This window comes from Oceanobacillus chungangensis (assembly GCF_003369565.1).
GTDB classification, from domain to species: Bacteria; Bacillota; Bacilli; order Bacillales; family Amphibacillaceae; genus Oceanobacillus; species Oceanobacillus chungangensis.
The window spans coordinates 94,651-113,427 of the sequence record NZ_PIOD01000025.1; the positions used below are offsets into that span (position 1 = coordinate 94,651).

The following is an 18,777-nucleotide window of genomic DNA, read 5'->3' on the forward strand; positions in this document are numbered from 1 at the left end:
ATTATCTAAAATAAATAAGAAGGGTTTGTACCAATTAATAAAGAATATTATTACAAAGGGGTGAGGAAATGTCGAACAATAATGTATTACCAATTATGCAAAGAAGCAGACTTGATGTTGCACTCGAACTTACACAACTTTATGTAGAAGAATATCCAACAGATGCAGATGAGTTCGAATATAAGTTTTCACAATTTTACGCTTTGGTAACAGTACTGGAAAATACGGACAATAATAGCTTAAGGGAACTTGTGCCTAAGGAAATATTAAATAAGATCAGGTAATACTCCATATCAGTCCTCAATTGGTAAAAGATGGTGAAATGCACCCTAATTGTTTAATACAATCTTACAATTAGAGGTGCATTTTTATATAATGCAGAATTGTTTATTCCATCATTATTATTATTGAATTCCAAAAAACAATATCATATGTTTCTATCTGTATCTCACAAGTTTCCCCGACTGTTAAACTTTCAAATACCACTCGAATTTTCTGAGAACTTATATTATAATAAAGGGTGATGACAACGCTTACAATTAAATTCTTTTACACGGTGTATAAAAAGTATCAAAGGTATTCCATCTATGGGAGGAATCGTATTGGAACTTGTGCTTCAACAAAAACAAAAACTCAATCTAATGATGACTGTGGAGTTAAGACAAGCAATCTCATTATTACAATATTCAACCATTGATTTATATCATTTTATCAGAAATCAAGAGTCAGAAAATCCGTTAATTGAATTGGTCGAAAAGGAAGAGCAGCATTTCACTTTTGAAAGAAATTCGAAACTAGGGAGTACCGATTATTCTAAGAAAAATCCAATTGACTTTGTAGCAAATAATGAAGAAGATGAACGAAAAAGGCTAACCGAGCAAGTGCGTTGGCTAGACATAGCAGAACAGGAGCGCAACATTCTTTTATTTTTGGTTCATAATTTAGATGCAAATGGTTACTTACCTCTTACAGTAGCAGAAATTTCTACACTTCTTCAGATTGATGAAAAAGCAGTAAAAAATGGGATAACATTATTACAACAGTTAGAGCCCATTGGAGTAGGTGCGAGGAATTTATCAGAATGCCTCTTGCTTCAATTAAATTACTACTATCCAGAAGAAGAAGTAGTAGAACAAATCGTAATCAATTATTTAGAGGACTTAGCAAATAAAAAATGGCAGGCAATTGCGAAGTCTTTGGATATAAGTTTAACTGAAGTCAAGGCTGCCTTCGACCTTATTCGAACATTAAATCCCAGACCATGTATTTTGGAGTCAAGGGAGACGGAATATCTATATCCAGATATTATTCTTGAAAAGAATGATGGAAAGCTTGACGTTTATTTAAATGATGGTTATTTACCTAAAATCAATTTTAACAGTCAATATACAGATAGGCTATATGATAAAAGTGATTTAAATTATGTCCAAGATAAATTTAGAAGCTACCAAATGCTAGTAAATAGCATTGAGCAAAGAAGAAGTACTATTTTGAAAATCACAGAGGCTGTCTTACAGAAACAATCTGCTTTTTTCAACGAAGGTTTTAAAGCACTAAAACCTTTAACATTAAAGGAAATTGCTGACGAGATTAATATGCACGAATCCACTATAAGCAGGGCTACATCTAACAAAACGCTCCAAACTCCAGAAGGTACGTTTGATTTTCGCATTTTTTTTACTTCAAAATTAGAAACTGAGGATGGAAATAGTACCTCACAAACAAAAGTAAAATTATTGCTGGAAGAGTATATAAAAGAGGAAAATAAATACAAACCACATTCAGATCAAAAAATTGCAGATTACTTTAAAACAAAAAAGGGAATTACAATCTCACGGCGAACGGTAGCAAAGTATAGGGAGGAACTTAATATCCCCTCTTCAAGTAAGCGGAAGGAAATTAGGATTTAGGATGTTCACCTGAAATACTTTAACTAGATTGATAGATGACAATAAAAGTGTCCTTCCCACTCCATTTGGAGAGCAGGAGGATGCTTTTATTTTGTTTTCATTTACTTCTCTTGAATGAAGAATTGATTAATCGTCATTATTGTTTAATATAATTATAATATGATTTTTTTTGAAAACAGGCCAAATTTCGACACTATCTCGTCAAAGACTATGATATAGTACAATATAATTTAGTAACGGATTACTACTTAATAAAAGGCGGGAATTGGATGAGTGAACAAGAACGATTTACAAGACTACTAACTAGTGTGATTGAAAAAACGGAAAGCAATAAAATGCAAACTGCTGAAGAGGTTATTCAATTTTTAGTGGATGAAATAAAAAGCTATATAACATTAGAAGGAAAATTAGAGCTCATAGGAAAGTAAAAGATTTCTTTATTTAGTTTTTCAAATTGTAAGGTATCGGTTAAAAACATGCTTCGGAAAGTAGTGAAAACTGGTATAGTCGTTGTTATCATTTGTTATCTCGTTTTATTAATGGGAAGAGAATTCCTCGTAATCAGTGGAGAACCGAAGAAGGCTGACGTTATCATTGTATTGAATGGCGGTGTCGGTCGACTTGGTAGTTAAGAAAGTATAAAAACTTTCTTACTACATAAGTGCAACTAAGGCTGTCACCCAAGAGCGTAGTGACAACCAAGTTTTCTAAAAAAAGCCGTTTAATTGTTTCATGAAGGATATGCAGATTATTTAATGCTTTCCTCGGGGAAATGTACCGGGAATGACTGCCGAAAGGGCGATAGGGTTAGGTGTACCAGAAGAACAATTGATTCTGGAAGAGCAAGCTACAAGCCCCTATAATACGGGGATTTACACTAAGGATTTGATGGAAATGCATCAATTAGAATCGGCAATCATTGTGTCCTCGGACTATCATATACGAAGAACGAAATTAGCCTCTGAAAGAGTTTTTAAGGATACGGAGATTGAACGTACATACGTTGCAGCCCGAATCGTAATGGGCGATTCATTAGTGATGAATAAGAATGAAATTCATTATACCCTAAGTGAACTAACAAAATATATAGGATATACATTTAGAATGTATGGGTACATCGATTGGTAGAGTGCTAGTGCCTGTCACTTTCCGGTTTCTGTCGAATCACCAGTGTAGGTATATATTGGCTCGAACTGATGATGAAGATATTAGCTAGGGTCTAAGAGGGGGACTCAAAATTCTAATTTGGAAGAAGTGAAATAATTAAGGATACCATAACATTCTTAACCTTGTTGGGCATCCTTAATTATAGTTTCACTTCTCCACCATTAATAAAATTGCAAATAAAGATATTGGAACTTAAACCTTTTTTGAGAGTCTACCACCAAATCTGAGCTTCATTACAATTCATATACCTATCATTCTTCAATTTCCACTTAGTTTTTTAAAAGTTGAAGCAAAATATCAACGGAATTTAGAGAATTCTCCTGGTGGTATTCCTTCTTGCTGCTTAAAAGTTCGTATAAAAGTATTTACATTCTTATAACCAACCAATGCGCTAACTTCATTTACTTTGTAATTTCCATTTTTAAGCAGTTCTTTTGCTTTATTAATCTTTAAATTATTGAGGTGTTTTTTAAAATTAATGTTAGCATTCTTCTTTAATACTCTACTAATATAACCTTCCGTTAAATTAAACTTTATAGAGATATCCGTCAACGAAAGATCTTGGTCAAAGTTTTGATTAATATATTCCAAAATACGTAATGTAGTTGGATCTGATGTTTCTTTAAATGTGATAATAAAAGTTTGAAATAGAATATCGAAAATCTTATTTAATGAAAAATAGATGTCATCTTTATTATTGCTATTCAGCAAATCGAATAATCCTTTATTTTGAAGGGAAAATTCATTTATGGATTTATTGTAATGATTTAGGATTCGTTTGACTGTATTTAAAAGTACATATTTAAATTTTATCGTATTTATTGTATCCAATTCCAAAAGAAACAGATTTGTTTCCAAAACGTTTTGAATCAATTTTCCCGCTAATTCAAAATCATTATCGATGATGGCATTTACTAAAAATCTTTCATCATCTAACGAATAGGAATAGCTTTCATCGTTTAGTAACGGTTCGATAGCAGGGAATAAATCTATTGAGTTAACATATGTGTATTTTTTTAACGTTAACTCAATGGCTTCAATAAATGCCGTATTAAAATTATAGATGCTCTCTACAGGCTCAGAAATAGAATGGGTTAGCTTAATTGACAATTCGTTTTGAATATATGATGTTAGCTTATTTAATTGATCTTCCACTTTCTTCGCTTCTTTAGATGGGAAAATAAAGCAAAGGTCTTTATAATCCATTGGAATTTGAATAAAGGGGAGATCATTACTGACACTATTGATTAATGTGATAACCTTATTACGCAAGACTAGTAAATTAGTATTTGAGACATTTTCTGACTCCAATTCTGGACTTGCGATTGATATAATCGCTATTATACCGCCTCGATTATATTTCTCCATACTAAGTTCCGTTAATTTATGCGGGATCTCTTCTTTATTTATCGTGCCAAATAAAACAGAGGAGATAAATTCAACCTGTAGTACAGATAATGATTCATTGATTTTGTGCTCGAGCTCTTTATTTTTATCCTGAATGCCATCTATGTTTCTAATTATATAATCCAATTCGCTTACACTATTATCTTTTACATGATTTTTGAAAGGCATAGGCATATTTTTATTGAACGCATTAAGTATATCTTGAATTGGATTATAGCTTTTTATCGTTGCGAAATAAAGGATAATTCCTCCAAGTAAGAATAAGCAAAGTGCAAATAATAGCAATACAGATAAGGAATCTGGTTCAAATTGAAGAAATTTGGTTTCTACTACTAAATAAGAATATTGCAGGTTTACAACAGACGAAGGAATATTATATAGAATTTTACTGTCCTTCGTATGATTTTTAGTTAGTTTCTCAAAGCTCTCACTCTGTTTTACTGTTGTAATTTCCTCTGTTGAGCGTTTATTATCATCTAAATAAAACGTACCAGAGATATTTGCCAGTTCTTTTGGAAATAATTTTTCATTCGGGATGCTTATAAAAATATATAAGTATTCATCCAATTGATGATAATAGGTTTGGCTTATAAATATTGTGTTATTTTGATTTTGATAGAATTTTTCTTCGAGTAAATAAAAGTTATTAATTTGATCCCTCTCAAATAAATGAGGTGCTGTGATTAAATCTTTGCTAATACCTATTTGATTCAGATAATCAGCTAGAGGAAAATAACCTTCTTGTGAAACTACATAGTTATCTGAAACCTTAGTAATTCCTACATCTATGTTTAAATCATCAGTTAAATAAAGACTGTTAACGAGATCATCATAAATATCTGGAAAATAGAATAGGGAACTATTTGAATTACTAATATAATCTTGAACACTCGGTTGCTTTGAAACTGCTGAAGCATAACGAGCTACACTGTTAATTTTGGAGTCAGTTGTACGACTGGCGGCATCCAAAAATACTTGGTTTTTATAATCGTTTTGCTGGGAAAAATGATTAAAATTAAAAAGTGTAACTGTGGCGATTATCATTAGTGTGTACAATAAGATTATGGAGAAAAAAGTATAAAAGGTTCTTCTGAGAATTCTTTTTTTCATCCTTCGCACGTCCACTCCTCAATAAGATGATAACGTTTACATTTAATATAGCATAAATCATATACAAAATGAAGAATAGTATACAGAATAGTAGATATATAACAAAAGTTGAGTATAATGACAAAAAATTGATATTGCAGGTATTAAATGTAAGCGCTACAATTACTGTCGTGGAGGCACTCACCAATTGTTGACAATACTGAAAATACAACTTTGAATGAGCTAGTTAGTGCAATTTGAAGGGTGGTGTGTTTAGCCAGTCTAGTAGGAAAAGTTTTGACATCTACTATTTAAAAAAAATTGGAAGGAATGGTATGGATGCTTAAAAGGAAAATGTTTGTACCAATTTTATTATCTGGAATATTACTGCTAAGTGCATGTTCGGATTCAGATAATGCGAGTGGTGAGGCAGAGTCAGAAGGAGACAAAACTGAAATAAAAATTACATGGAGAGGGTTAGGTGATAAAGATAATTTAAAGAGATATCTAGAGGGATTTGAGGCCGACTTTGAATCAGAAAATGAAGATATCGACATTGTACTATCGCCAATAACCGCTAGTGAAGGCGATTATTTCTCTAAGGTAGCATTGACGATGCAGTCTGCTGAAACAGCTCCGGATATCGTATCTGAAGACACATTTATGTTAAGTGCCGATGCGAATGCGGGTTATTTGAAACCGTTGGATGAGTACGTAGATTCATGGGATGAATGGGATAATTTTATTGAAAATATAAAATCAGGAACCACAGGTAATGATGGAACTATTTATGGTGTACCGACAACAACGGATTCTCGGGGTATTTGGTATAACAAAGAAGTTTTTGAAGCGGCTGGCTTGCCAGTTGATTGGCAGCCAGTAAGCTGGAAAGATGTATATGCCGCAGCTGAAACTATAAAGGAAGCGAATGGTGACGTTGTACCATTTGCAATGAATGTCGCAAAGGCAAATGGTGAGGCAGTTTCCATGCAAACATTCGAAATGCTGCTTTATGGAACAGGGGAAACTTTATATGATGGTGACAGTGAAAAATGGAATGTCAATGGACAGGGAATTACCGACGCATTGGTCTTTGTTGATGAAATTATGAATAAGCGTGACTTAGGGCCATCTCTTTCAATTGCGCTTAATGCAAATTATAGTTCTGTTATGACCCAGGATTTATTGCCAAATGGTGGTGTTGGGATGGTGTTGGATGGAAACTGGAACATTGCGAACTATATGGAAGGTGGAGCGGCTCCACTAGAAGATGTTGAAGCAACACTTGGCTTCGCACCTTTTCCAACAAAGGATGGGGAAGAACCAGGATCTGTAACGATGGCCGGTGGATGGGGCTGGTCTATCCCTGAGAAGTCGAAAAATCACGATGTCGCATGGAAAGTGATACAGGCAATGAGCTCAGAGGAGTACCAGACGAAGCGCGCGCTAACTGGGGGCACATTAACAGTTAGAACAGATTCAGCAGAAAGCAGCGATTATTTAGAACGTCCGTTAATAGAGCCTGCAACGAAGGCCTTGGAAAATGCACATTTCAGACCAAAGAATGACTTATATCCAAACGTTTCAATCGAGATTCAAAATGCAGTAGAAGCGGTAGCCAGCGGAACAATGTCACCTGAAGATGCTGCTGCTAATTATAAAGCTAAAGTATCAGACATTGTAGGGGAAGAAAACGTTTATTAAATGTTGAATGAGGAATAAAATTTTATTCCTCATTTTCAGGTATCAATTACAAACTGGGGGAAATGAAATGGAAGGTACACCTAATATTTCAGGTAAGAAGAAAATGTCGGATAATATCAAGTCGTCAATTTTTTTATCACCCGCACTGATATTACTATTAATATTCTTTCTTACTCCAATGCTATTAACAATCGTATTTTCATTTACCAACCTGGCACTAACTGGATCACAGGCACAAAACCTTAAATTCGTAGGTTTTGAAAATTTTATTCAAATGTTTAACGATGCGGAATTGTATAACAGTATTGGAAAAACGCTCATTTTTGTTTTATTTTCTGCTATTATCGGTCAATGTTTTTTAGGATTTTTAATTGCATTCCTAATGAAGGGGAAAAATGCTACCTTTCGCAGAGCAATTGGTATTGCTGTAATTGCAGCATGGGTTACTCCTGAAATAGTTGTTGGATTTAGCTGGGTTGCCTTTTTAGGGGATAATGGAACGATGAACAGCATTATTACAGCCCTATCAGGTATTGAGCCAATTGCTTTCCTCTTTGAGTACCCGATGGTTAGTGTTGTAGTTGCAAATATATGGCGTGGAACAGCGTTCTCTATGATGGCATTTCAGGCCGCTCTCGATGATATACCATTGGAAGTAGAAGAGGCAGCAGTCATGGATGGTGCAAGCAGATGGAGAATTGTTAGAAATATAACAATACCTATCGTTAAAGGGACAATCACGACCAATTTGATGCTAGTGACATTACAAACTTTAGGAGTATTTACTTTAATCTATGCAATGACTGGTGGCGGCCCAGGAAACGCGACCATGACTTTACCTGTATATATGTACAAGCAAGCATTTGTAAGTTACCAATTGGGCTATGGAACAGCGATTTCATTAGTAATCTTAATAATTGGGGCTCTATTTAGTCTACTGTATATGAGATTTCTTAAGGTAAAAATATAAGGGGAGAATAGCATGAGAATTGGGCGAACAGAAAAAATAATACATCATGTCATACTTGTATGTTTGGGGGTTATTTTTATTTTACCTCTGCTATGGATGCTGGTAGCGTCAATTGATAGTTCAGCAATTCAAGCGCTAAAGATACCTGAAAAGTTTACCTTTAATAACTATTTAGGAATCTTAAGTGATCCATCAATTATTAGATCATTTCTAATAGGGATATTCTTGTCGGGCGGACAATCTATTATTGTAGTGCTTGTTAGTATTCTAGCAGCTTATCCATTATCAAGGTACAAACCATCCTACAAAAAGTCATTCCTATATACAATTTTATTTCTCACATCATTACCGATGACTGCAGTTATTGTTCCTGTGTTTCAAATGTTTTTGATATTCAATTTCGTGGACAAGTTATGGGCAGTCATGCTTTTCACGGCAGGTACATCACTGCCTTATGCAATATGGATGATGAAAAACTTCATGGATTCAGTACCACTGGAGTTAGAGGAATCTGCTTGGGTTGATGGTGCTTCCGTGTGGGTAGGCATAAGAAAAATTGTAGCCCCTTTAATGCTCCCAGGAACATTTACCGTATTAATCTTTACGTACACAGGAAGCTGGGGGAACTTTTTCGTACCATATATTTTAATTCAATCTCCTGAGAAAATGCCGGCATCGGTTACGATATTCCAGTTTTTTGGGAATTATGGGTTAGTCAATTATGGTGAGCTTGCAGCTTTCTCTGTTCTATATTCTGCTCCAGTTGTAATTCTATATTATTTATCACAACGGTATATGTCTAAAGGGTTTAGTCTTGGCGGAGCTACAAAGGGTTAATTGTTTAAAAACTAAAAGATAGAGGATGATACTAATGACTGAAAAATTAAAAGTTGCAATTATTGGATGTGGAGGAATTGCAAACGGCAAACATCTTCCAAGCTTAAAAAAGGTTACACAAGTCGAGCTGGTAGCCTTTTGTGATATTGAAATAGAAAAGGCAGAGAAGGCAGCCAAAGAATACGGTATTGCGGATGCTAAAGTTTACAGCAATTACAGGCAATTATTAGAGGATACTGCTATTGATGTTATTCATGTCTGTACACCGAATAATTCACATGCGGAGATATCAATTGCAGCACTGGAATCAGGGAAACATGTAATGTGTGAAAAACCGATGTCCAAAACCTCAGAAGAAGCAGAACGAATGGTGGAAGCTGCTGAAAGAACTGGTAAAAAACTAACAATTGGGTACAATAATCGCTTTCGTACAGATAGCCAGTATCTACATAAGGTCAGCAGACGTGGCGATTTAGGAGAAATATACTTTGCTAAAGCACATGCGATCCGGAGACGTGCCGTTCCAACTTGGGGAGTATTCTTAGATGAGGAGAAACAAGGTGGTGGGCCATTAATAGATATAGGGACACATGCACTGGATTTAACGCTTTGGATGATGGACAATTACAAACCAAAAGCCGTGATGGGATCTATATTTCATAAGCTTGGCAAGAAAAAGGATGCCGCAAATGCATGGGGACCATGGGATCCAGAGAAATTTACGGTAGAGGATTCAGCATTTGGATTTATTACAATGGAAAACGGAGCAACTATAATACTTGAATCAAGCTGGGCGATTAATTCGCTTGATGTAGATGAAGCAAAGTGCTCGCTTAGTGGAACAGAGGGCGGAGCTGATATGAAGAATGGCTTACGAATAAATGGGGAAAATTTCGGGAAGCTTTATACAACTAACGTTGAGTTAGGTGCGGATGGTGTTGCTTTTTATGATGGAACGGAGGAAAGTGATGCAGAATTAGAAGCTCGTCTCTGGATTGAGAGCATTTTAAATGATACTGAACCGACAGTTAAACCATCAGAGGCATTAGTTGTAACGCAAATTTTGGAAGCAATCTATGAATCTGCGAAGACAGGTAAAGCGGTATATTTTAATTAATGGAGAGGAGTAAGAGACATATGATAAATGTAGCATTATTAAGTAGATGGCATGTCCATGCCGATGATTATGCAAGAGAAGCAGAGGCGAATGAGCAGCTTAACATTGTTCAGGTTTGGGATGAGGACCCAGAGCGCGGAGAGCTATGGGCTGATGAATTAGGTGTTCCTTTTGAAAAAGATTTGGATGCAGTTTTGTCAAACACAGATATCGATGCGGTTATTGTTACTACACCAACAAGTATGCATAAAGAGGTGATTGTAGGAGCTGCAAAGCATAAAAAGCATATTTTTACAGAAAAAGTGTTGGCATTTACGATTGAGGACAGCAAAGAAATCCTTAATACAGTCGAGAAAAACGATGTGAAAATGATGGTCTCATTACCAAGGTTGACAGAGAGTGATTATTTATATGCCAATCAGGCAATTGAAAAAGGATGGCTAGGGGAACTAACAATGATACGCTGTCGATTGGCACATAATGGCGGGGTTGTAGCTGGTGATGCTGAACAAGGCTGGCTTCCTGAGAGATTCTATGATAAAGAAAAAACCGGCGGTGGTTCACTTATAGATCTCGGTGCACATCCAATTTATTTGACTAATCGACTAGCCGGTCCAGTACAAGCAGTATATGCTCGACTTCAGCCACAGACTAGTATGGACGTAGATGATAGTGCGGCAGTGATAGTTGAGTATAATTCAGGAGCAATAGGAATTATTGAAACAGGATTCCTATCACATGGCAGCCCTTTTCAATTGGAACTGTATGGAACAGAAGGCACCATCATGCTGAAAGATGGCGATGCAAGTCTCAATAGTATTCATGTCAATAATAATCAGTGGGTGAAATTGGAGGAGAACTGGGAGGTAACTCCTACACCAATGGAGCAATGGGTTAGCGCCATTAATTCAAACACCCTACCTGTTATTACGACAGAAGATGTGTTGAATTTAACATTAGTCAATCAGGCTGCAGCTCTATCTAATTCCGAGAGAAAGCGTGTAGAGATACGAGAATTTACAAAATAAGGGTTTAATAAGAGCGATCACGAGATCTAGTTTAGAATTCAAGAATTAGTTATATGTCCATGGGGATGAATCAGTACATAATTCAACTCCCCATGGCAGTTATTTTTATGAAATAAACTTTAATTATAAAAAATGATTTTAAATTACTCATCACCCCAACCTAATCCAACACGTACTTATTTCTTCCTGCACCTAAACCAAACAGCATAATAAATATGGAAATAATGATAATGGCAATTAATGGTGCCGTCCAACTTGCTGTGAAATCAAATAAATACCCGATAAAAATAGGGCCTACTGCGGCAAATAGATAACCTAAGGATTGTGCCATTCCAGATAACTCTGCAGCGTGCACTGGGTTTTTTGCTCGAATTGCCAAAAATGCTAGTGCGAGGGAGAAAGTTCCTGCTAGTCCAAAACCAATGAGGATAATGCCAATAATCATTAGTGCATAGGAATCGCTGAGTAGTAATCCACTGTAACCAAGAAAAGTGAAAAGAGGCATTGCTATGGCAATACCGCGCTGGGATACCATTTTCCCTGCTAGAATTGGTATGAGAAAGTTTATTGGAAGACCAATGAATTGCGTAAATGCAAGCATCCAGCCTGCAGTTTCCAAACTTACTCCCCTAGAATATAGAATTTCCGGAAGCCAGGAAATTGTCACATAGAAAATGAAAGATTGCAGTCCCATGAAGCATGCGATTTGCCAGGCGAGAGGAGATTGCCACATTCCTTTTCCACTAGTGCCAATATATTTTACATTCGTTTGGTTATGTATTTCATTTTTATTTGATAGGAATATCCAGATGATGATGCCGATTATCACAGGTATAATCCATGTTAACAGTGCAAGCTGCCATCCGAGATTCAACCCACTCGCTAGTGGGACACTGAGTCCAGAAGCTGAAGCTGCAAAGATTCCCATCGATGTGGAATAAACACTTGTCATCAGTCCTACTTTTAATGGGAATTTGTCCTTAATAAGACCTGGAAGCAAAACATTTAATACCGCAATCCCAACTCCGACTAGTATTGTTCCAGCAAAAAGCAAGAAAATATTAGATATGGATCGAATACTTATCCCGATTAACAAGATGATTAATCCATACAGCATAGTACGCTCAAATGAAAGACGATTTCCAAGTTTCGGTGCAATCGGTGACATAATCGCAAACGCAATAAGTGGTAAACTTGTAACAAGTCCCGCACTCCAATTCGATAAACCGACATCGTCGCGAATGAGGCCAAGGAGCGGACCGACAGATGTAATTGCAGGTCGTAAATTAAATGCTATAACGATAATTCCTGTGATTAATAAAAATAGATACAACTTATTTTCTTGCTGTGATGTGTTCTCCAAATTCAAATTCATTGAATTCACTCCTTAATTTGCTGCTCGTAGGTTATTTTTGAGTAAATTGCTTTATTATAATGATTTTATCTCATATTTCTCATATTATCATAACGCGATTGGGAGTACTTGGAACTATAGATGTAAGAAGCTTCATATCGACCACTAAATCCATACTTAAGAAACTCACGTAAGTTTGATATAATAGTTGATTGGAAGGTAGTGATATATATTATGAATGACAAAATAGATAAAGAATTAAAACAAGACAAGCTAATTATGCTAGATGGTATAAAATATACCCAGTCCAATATTGACGAGAAACAAAATAAGAAATATTGGAGTAAAATTAGTGTCCCACTTACGTTGCATGAAGGGCTAAGTACATATACAAAAGTTGATTTAGATGAGATAAGGAAAAACTTAGATATTAAAAATGCTAGTGGCTTGAAAAAAGCGGAGCTAAGTGGATTGCTAGAAGAGAAAATCCCTAGTTTAGTTGAAACGTTTTTTTATCAACTAGATTACGAGCGTTTCAATTTATTATTAAAAATTGCTCGGAATGGTGGATATATCGAGTCTCCAGATATGGTAGCTCATCAAATCAATTATCTTCGTGCTAGTGGGATAGTCTTTACAGGAACGTTTAATGAGAAGAAAGTATTAGTATTACCTGAGGATCTTACAAAAGTGATCCTATCACTAGGTACAGATGTAGGCATACGGTCGACAATAAAACGAAATACCAATTGGGTTAAGCTGACAAGAGGTCTATTGTATTATTATGGGACGTTAAGTATCGACCAACTAGAAGAAATGGTTGAGAAACATACTGGTGAAACATTAACTTATCCAGAATATATTGCAGTTATTCATGATGCAATGGCATATCGCAGAGACTTCCAAATCGATGAAAATGGTTACTCAAACATTAGGGTGGTCGATCCTAAACAAATTGTAGAAGAACATCAGTCCAGAGAGAATGTGCCATATTATCCATTTACAAAAAACGACCTTCTCACAGCTGGGGAACCGGAATTTGTTGAGCGGAATGAGAGTTATTTGCAATTGCTTAACTTTATCTTGGACAAATATGATGTTGACCGGGAACTAGCAGAGATGTATGTGGAAGAGTGCGTCTATGCAATCAGAATGAATTATAGTTCAAATGAGATCTTGCAATATTTAGGCAGCGTGCTAGAGCTAAAAACAATGGAAAATGTCCAGGCGTTAACAAATATGATTATTAATTTGATGAATAACACTAAAAAATGGATTCTTAAAGGCCATACATCAATGGAGTTAAGCCCAAATAGTAACCAGCCATTAGCAAATGCAACATCCGAACATAATTATGGGGAAACAAAGAAAAAAGTAAAAATAGGCAGAAATGCCCCATGCCCATGTGGAAGCGGAAAAAAATATAAGAAATGTTGTGGGAGGTAGAGAATTCGGTGCCCGTCACTTCCAAAGTTTGTCAAAAATTGCAGAAGAGTAGAAATTAGAGCGCAATTGAAATGAAGTGATATGTATCTACTCTTAGAAAAATAAAATAAAAACGACAATCACCTGATCAGATGAAAGTGTGGTTCTCAACTAACATTCTAAAAGAAGAAGTGTCCAGTGCACTTCTTCTTTTGATTGCTTCAGCACGATGAAGGATAATTATATTAAAAAACCTAACACCTACACGATCTATCTAACCTCCGAAAGTATTATATACAAATAATCCATCCTTAATACCTCAACAATGCGCTACCTCGGAATGTGACAAACCAAGAGATACCGACCCGGAATTGGGGCGAGGTAAGCTCAGCCGTGGCGTCTATTATTTGCCTTTTCTATATGGTACAATTATTTTTCAATAATAAGAGTAGGAGGTGGCAATATTGAAGGATGACAAATTGTGGTATCGACTGGATAATGCTGGAAAACTATATTCATCCATTATCTCCTCCAGAGCGACCACTTTATTTAGATTGTCCGCAACACTTACCTCTCCGGTTGACCCAGTTTTACTACAAAGAGCACTGGAATCTGCGTTGGAACGATTTCCATTTTTTAAGGTTCAATTAAAGCAAGGTTTCTTTTGGTATTATTTTGAAGGAACGAGCCAAATTCCAAAGATAGAAAAAGAAATCTATTATCCATGTATGAGTTTATCAATTAAAAAGCGTGGTTCTTTCCCGTACCGAGTATATTATTTTAACAACCGAATTTCCTTGGAATTATCGCATAGTATGACGGATGGCACTGGTGGGCTGAAGTTTTTATATGAACTCATTAAGCAATATCTTCATTTAAAGGAATCGGTACCACTAAAACGAGAGACAATAAGTAATACGCAGCTTCGACTGGAAACAGAAAATTCCTTTCGAAAGTATTATGATAAAAATATACCTGCGCCGAGATCTCGATCGGCTAAAGTCTTTAAACTTCCGATTCAATTGGATAAAAAGGGGTATTATCATATCGTAACCGGGATTATCGGTGTGAATGCGTTGAAGAAAAAGGCAAAGGAGTATGATGTTTCAATTACAATTTTGCTTACTGCTGTATATATCCAGAGTCTGTTAAACATTCAGGAAAGAACTTCAAGGCGGAAAAAGCCTATTGTAATAAACGTCCCAGTAAATATGCGATCTTTTTTTGAAACTAGTACAATGAGGAATTTTTTTGTAAGTATTACGCCATCGATTGATGCTAGGCTTGGCGAATACGAATTCGAGGAAATTATTCAAGAGGTGAAAATTGAATTTAGTCGTTTACTTACACCGAAAAAATTAAAGCAGTATATTAAACGAAGTGTCATTAGCGAGAAATCTTTAGTCTTACGATTGATGCCATCTCCGATTAAGGATATTGTTGCCCCATCTATTTATTCCTTTTTTGGAGAGGGCCAATATACAAGTGGCTTATCCAACTTGGGTATTGTGCGAGTGCCAAGTGAGATGGAACCGTTTATCGAAAGAGTAGAGTCTTACCCGCCTCCAAGTATCGGAAATAAAGTGAAGGCAATGTTAATTAGCTATAATCAGCATGTCTATATATCCTTTGGCAACCTATCTAAAAATCGGATGCTTGAGCGGGAATTTTTTCGCAATATTCGTGAGCTGGGAATTGAAGTGACGATAGAAACAAACGATGAGGAGACTTAAGATGGCCTATTGTCCAAAGTGCGGAATAAAAGTGGAGGAAGACAACCGGCCTTGTCCATTATGCAGCTTCCACATTCCAAAAGTGAATGAAAAAAGAGATGCGGTTGTAAGAGTCCGCAAATTTCCAAAAACGGCTAATCCCTATCCTGCTTACCTGAGAAGGGTGCTTAACCGTATTTTTATTTTCATAACCTTATTAGTATTCTTGGCTGTCTGCTTATTGTTCTATATTGACTATGAGGTAAATGAAATGTTTACATGGTCAAGATATAGTAACTTAAGTATTCTTGCTGGGTGGGTATTTCTATATTTTTCATTCGGCTATCTACAAAGCTTTTACAAAGTTATTATCGGTATCGGCTTGGATGCTTTCATATTATTACTTGGGCTAGACATTCTCAATGGCAGCCTTCAGTGGTTTTTTCCATTAGCGTTTCCAATTGTTGCTGGAACTACTGTGATAAGTATCAGTTACTGGAGTGTCATTAGGGCACTGTCAGTAAGAGGTTTTAATATGATTGGATTCTTCTTTATGGCTATTGTTATTCTTTCGATGTGGATCAACTTTTTTATCCATAACTATCGAAATGAAACAAATCCATTTAATTGGCTCATTGTCACGGTATTACAAATCATACCAGTATTATTAGTTATGATTTATGTTAAATACGGCATGCCTGAACGAATCAAGCAGAAAATCGCGAGAAAATTTCATTTGTAAGCAGGTTAAGGTGCCTGGCCCCTTGAACTGTGTCGAAAAATGAATCAGTTTAGATTATATCCAATCTAAAGAAGGAGTGTATAAAATGGACAGCATTATTTTTGACTTGGATGGAACATTATGGGATTCAGTAGATACTGTAGTGGATGCATGGAATAATGTCTTGACCCAAAATAAGCAAATAAACAGAGAGATAACGAAGGATGATTTGCGCCAGGTAATGGGACTTCCTTTTGATAAATTAGGGGAGAAGCTTTTACCTGAATTGGAGAAGGAAACACGAGCAGAGATAATCCATGCTTGCTGTAATATAGAAAATCGTTATCTTGCAAAGCAGGGCGGCATCCTCTATGAAAATGTGGAGCATACATTAAAAATGCTTTCCAAAAAATTTAAGCTTTTCATCGTGAGTAATTGTCAAGATGGGTATATAGAAGCTTTTTATCACTATCATGGTTTAGAAAAGTATTTTATAGATTATGAGAATCCAGGTAGAACCGGACTTTCCAAGGGTGAAAATATTAAGCTCATCATGGAGAGAAATCAGTTGGCAAGCCCTGTCTACGTTGGCGATACGGATGGTGATCAGCAGGCTGCAAGAGAAGCAGGAATTCCATTTATTTTTGCTGCATATGGCTTTGGTGAAGTGATTGATTATGAATATAGTATTGATCAATTTGAAGTGCTTGCTGATACAATGAAAGAGATTGAAAGCAAAGCAGTTTCTCAGTGTGAAAGCTGAATGTTTTGAAAAGATATGATTTCCAATTATTTATGGAAATCATATCTTTTTTATATATAAGCTGAGTATATAAGATTAAACAAGTAAAATAATGATATAGCTTTCGCGATTCATACTGGTAGGAGGGAGGATAACATGAGAGCGAAACTGTTAAAGTATATGACTGAATTCACTACGCTTACTGAAGAGTAGCAACAGAGAATTTCTGAGGCCATTCTAATTGAGGAATACAAAAAGGGGACCTATCTTATTGTTACCCCAGAGTCATTAAGCAGAATTAAAAAGCGTATGAATAAATATATAAAAATAATTTGTTAATCTTAACTTAAGTCAATGACGTTCTTGCATTCCCAAATTACAATGGAGCTGATATTGAAAAATCCAAGGAAGCAAATATGGGGGGATTCAATTGAAAGCGATTATTTCAAGTGAATACGGAGGGCCAGATACACTGCAATTTAATGAGATAGAAAAACCAAAGCCACTGGATAACCAAGTATTAGTGAAAATTCACGCAGCATCGATGAATTATGGAAATATGCTTCTATTAAAAGGGTACCCATTACTTGCACGACTAGTTTTTGGTGTGCGAAAACCTAAATTTACAATACCAGGTGGGGATATGTCGGGAACCGTGGAAGCTGTAGGAAAAAATATTACCCAATTTCAACCTGGTGATGAGGTATTTGGTGATTTATCTGGCTCTGGATGGGGTGCATTTGCCGAATATGCAGCTGTTCCGGAAGAAGCAATTGTCCGAAAACCTCATAATCTATCATTTGAGGAGGCAGCTGCAGTACCGATGGCGGCAGTTACGGCATTACAGGCCATCAGGAATAAAGGTAAGCTCAAGCCAGGACAGAAGGTTTTAGTTCATGGTGCCACAGGTGGAGTTGGACTGTTTGCTGTTCAAATTGCTAAAGCGCTTGGAGCTGAAGTAACTGCGGTTGTCAGTACAAGGAATGTAGACCTCGTCCAAACAGTAGGTGCTGACCATACGATTGATTATACAAAAGAAGATTTTGCTGAACAGGAACAGAATTATGACCTAATATTAGGTGTAAATGGGTCAAGGTCTATTTCAACTTATAAGCGAAAATTAAACAATGGCGGAATCTATGTAAACGTCGGTGGCGGGAATTCCCAATTATTTCAAACGTTACTGCTGGGACCACTTCTTTTTATTGGTGGAAATAAGAAAGCGAGCCTCTTTTTGCAAAGAGCGAATCAAAAAGATCTTGAGTTTTTACGAGAGCTAATTGAAGAGGGAAAAGTCAAAGCTATTATCGATAAAACCTTTCAGCTAAGCGAAGCACCAGAGGCATATCGCTATTTTGAAGAAGAACATATTCAAGGAAAAGTAGTATTGCTTGTTTAGGTGCAATGTGCTGTCACCCCTCGGATTTTGCCGAGTTCAAAAGATAGAAGGATGGAGCTATTATGTATTTTCCGAGCTCCCAAGTGCCAACCTGGTGCGTTCTCACTATTCTCTATATTTTATTTGATTGATAGTTTGTTAATATTATCTAATCGACACTGAATTAGAAGTTTATGTCTAATTTAGTGTCGATTA

At 36.0% G+C, this 18,777-nt stretch carries 17 protein-coding genes; 15 read left to right on the forward strand and 2 right to left on the reverse strand.

Annotated elements, in window-relative coordinates:
* Nucleotides 1–68 precede the first annotated feature (68 nt).
* From CWR45_RS16710 to CWR45_RS16720, 5 genes are all read left to right on the forward strand, one after another.
* Nucleotides 69–284 carry a hypothetical protein gene (locus tag CWR45_RS16710; RefSeq protein ID WP_115750981.1) on the forward strand — a complete coding sequence of 72 codons (216 nt, stop codon included), beginning with the start codon at nucleotides 69–71 and terminating at the stop codon, nucleotides 282–284.
* A gap of 327 nt (nucleotides 285–611) precedes the next feature.
* Nucleotides 612–1,910: an RNA polymerase factor sigma-54 gene (gene rpoN / locus CWR45_RS16715; RefSeq protein ID WP_245975459.1), complete on the forward strand. Its 1,299-nt coding sequence runs from the start codon at nucleotides 612–614 to the stop codon at nucleotides 1,908–1,910.
* A 269-nt stretch (nucleotides 1,911–2,179) separates the two neighbouring features.
* The gene (locus tag CWR45_RS19935; protein WP_170138895.1) at nucleotides 2,180–2,338 is read left to right on the forward strand and encodes a hypothetical protein; all 159 of its coding nucleotides are present in this window, start codon (nucleotides 2,180–2,182) and stop codon (nucleotides 2,336–2,338) included.
* A gap of 48 nt (nucleotides 2,339–2,386) precedes the next feature.
* On the forward strand, nucleotides 2,387–2,542 hold the full coding sequence (locus tag CWR45_RS19940) for a hypothetical protein (protein WP_170138896.1): 156 nt from the start codon (nucleotides 2,387–2,389) through the stop codon (nucleotides 2,540–2,542).
* Nucleotides 2,543–2,693: 151 nt separating this feature from the next.
* Complete coding sequence (locus CWR45_RS16720; RefSeq protein ID WP_115750983.1) at nucleotides 2,694–3,038, forward strand: YdcF family protein; 345 nt, start codon at nucleotides 2,694–2,696, stop codon at nucleotides 3,036–3,038.
* A 336-nt stretch (nucleotides 3,039–3,374) separates the two neighbouring features.
* Here the strand turns inward: CWR45_RS16720 and CWR45_RS16725 are convergent, their stop codons facing one another.
* Nucleotides 3,375–5,594 carry a helix-turn-helix transcriptional regulator gene (locus tag CWR45_RS16725; protein WP_115750984.1) on the reverse strand — a complete coding sequence of 740 codons (2,220 nt, stop codon included), beginning with the start codon at nucleotides 5,592–5,594 and terminating at the stop codon, nucleotides 3,375–3,377.
* Between the two features lie 318 nt (nucleotides 5,595–5,912).
* Between CWR45_RS16725 and CWR45_RS16730 the strand changes: the two genes are divergently transcribed.
* The 5 genes from CWR45_RS16730 to CWR45_RS16750 all read left to right on the forward strand — a co-directional run bounded on the left by CWR45_RS16730 (nucleotide 5,913) and on the right by CWR45_RS16750 (nucleotide 11,229).
* The gene (locus CWR45_RS16730; protein ID WP_211315986.1) at nucleotides 5,913–7,277 is read left to right on the forward strand and encodes an extracellular solute-binding protein; all 1,365 of its coding nucleotides are present in this window, start codon (nucleotides 5,913–5,915) and stop codon (nucleotides 7,275–7,277) included.
* 103 nt (nucleotides 7,278–7,380) lie between these two features.
* The gene (locus CWR45_RS16735; protein WP_245975460.1) at nucleotides 7,381–8,247 is read left to right on the forward strand and encodes a carbohydrate ABC transporter permease; all 867 of its coding nucleotides are present in this window, start codon (nucleotides 7,381–7,383) and stop codon (nucleotides 8,245–8,247) included.
* Nucleotides 8,248–8,259: 12 nt separating this feature from the next.
* Nucleotides 8,260–9,084 carry a carbohydrate ABC transporter permease gene (locus CWR45_RS16740; protein WP_115750986.1) on the forward strand — a complete coding sequence of 275 codons (825 nt, stop codon included), beginning with the start codon at nucleotides 8,260–8,262 and terminating at the stop codon, nucleotides 9,082–9,084.
* A gap of 34 nt (nucleotides 9,085–9,118) precedes the next feature.
* Nucleotides 9,119–10,201 carry a Gfo/Idh/MocA family protein gene (locus tag CWR45_RS16745; RefSeq protein WP_115750987.1) on the forward strand — a complete coding sequence of 361 codons (1,083 nt, stop codon included), beginning with the start codon at nucleotides 9,119–9,121 and terminating at the stop codon, nucleotides 10,199–10,201.
* 20 nt (nucleotides 10,202–10,221) lie between these two features.
* Nucleotides 10,222–11,229, forward strand: a complete 1,008-nt coding sequence (locus CWR45_RS16750) for a Gfo/Idh/MocA family protein (RefSeq protein WP_115750988.1) — start codon at nucleotides 10,222–10,224, stop codon at nucleotides 11,227–11,229.
* A gap of 160 nt (nucleotides 11,230–11,389) precedes the next feature.
* Here the strand turns inward: CWR45_RS16750 and CWR45_RS16755 are convergent, their stop codons facing one another.
* The gene (locus tag CWR45_RS16755) at nucleotides 11,390–12,604 is read right to left on the reverse strand and encodes a CynX/NimT family MFS transporter (protein WP_115750989.1); all 1,215 of its coding nucleotides are present in this window, start codon (nucleotides 12,602–12,604) and stop codon (nucleotides 11,390–11,392) included.
* A 213-nt stretch (nucleotides 12,605–12,817) separates the two neighbouring features.
* Between CWR45_RS16755 and CWR45_RS16760 the strand changes: the two genes are divergently transcribed.
* From CWR45_RS16760 to CWR45_RS16780, 5 genes are all read left to right on the forward strand, one after another.
* A complete protein-coding gene (locus tag CWR45_RS16760; protein ID WP_115750990.1) occupies nucleotides 12,818–14,029 on the forward strand; it encodes a YecA family protein in 1,212 nt (403 codons plus the stop codon).
* Between the two features lie 443 nt (nucleotides 14,030–14,472).
* Entirely contained in the window at nucleotides 14,473–15,741 is a 1,269-nt protein-coding gene (locus tag CWR45_RS16765) for an alcohol acetyltransferase (protein ID WP_245975446.1), read from the forward strand.
* Between the two features lies 1 nt (nucleotide 15,742).
* Nucleotides 15,743–16,462: a DUF6320 domain-containing protein gene (locus CWR45_RS16770; RefSeq protein WP_115750991.1), complete on the forward strand. Its 720-nt coding sequence runs from the start codon at nucleotides 15,743–15,745 to the stop codon at nucleotides 16,460–16,462.
* An 85-nt stretch (nucleotides 16,463–16,547) separates the two neighbouring features.
* Nucleotides 16,548–17,204: an HAD family hydrolase gene (locus tag CWR45_RS16775; protein ID WP_115750992.1), complete on the forward strand. Its 657-nt coding sequence runs from the start codon at nucleotides 16,548–16,550 to the stop codon at nucleotides 17,202–17,204.
* 409 nt (nucleotides 17,205–17,613) lie between these two features.
* Nucleotides 17,614–18,582 (forward strand): NAD(P)-dependent alcohol dehydrogenase, encoded by a 969-nt coding sequence (locus CWR45_RS16780; RefSeq protein ID WP_115750993.1) that lies wholly within the window; start codon nucleotides 17,614–17,616, stop codon nucleotides 18,580–18,582.
* The last annotated feature ends 195 nt before the right edge of the window (nucleotides 18,583–18,777 follow it).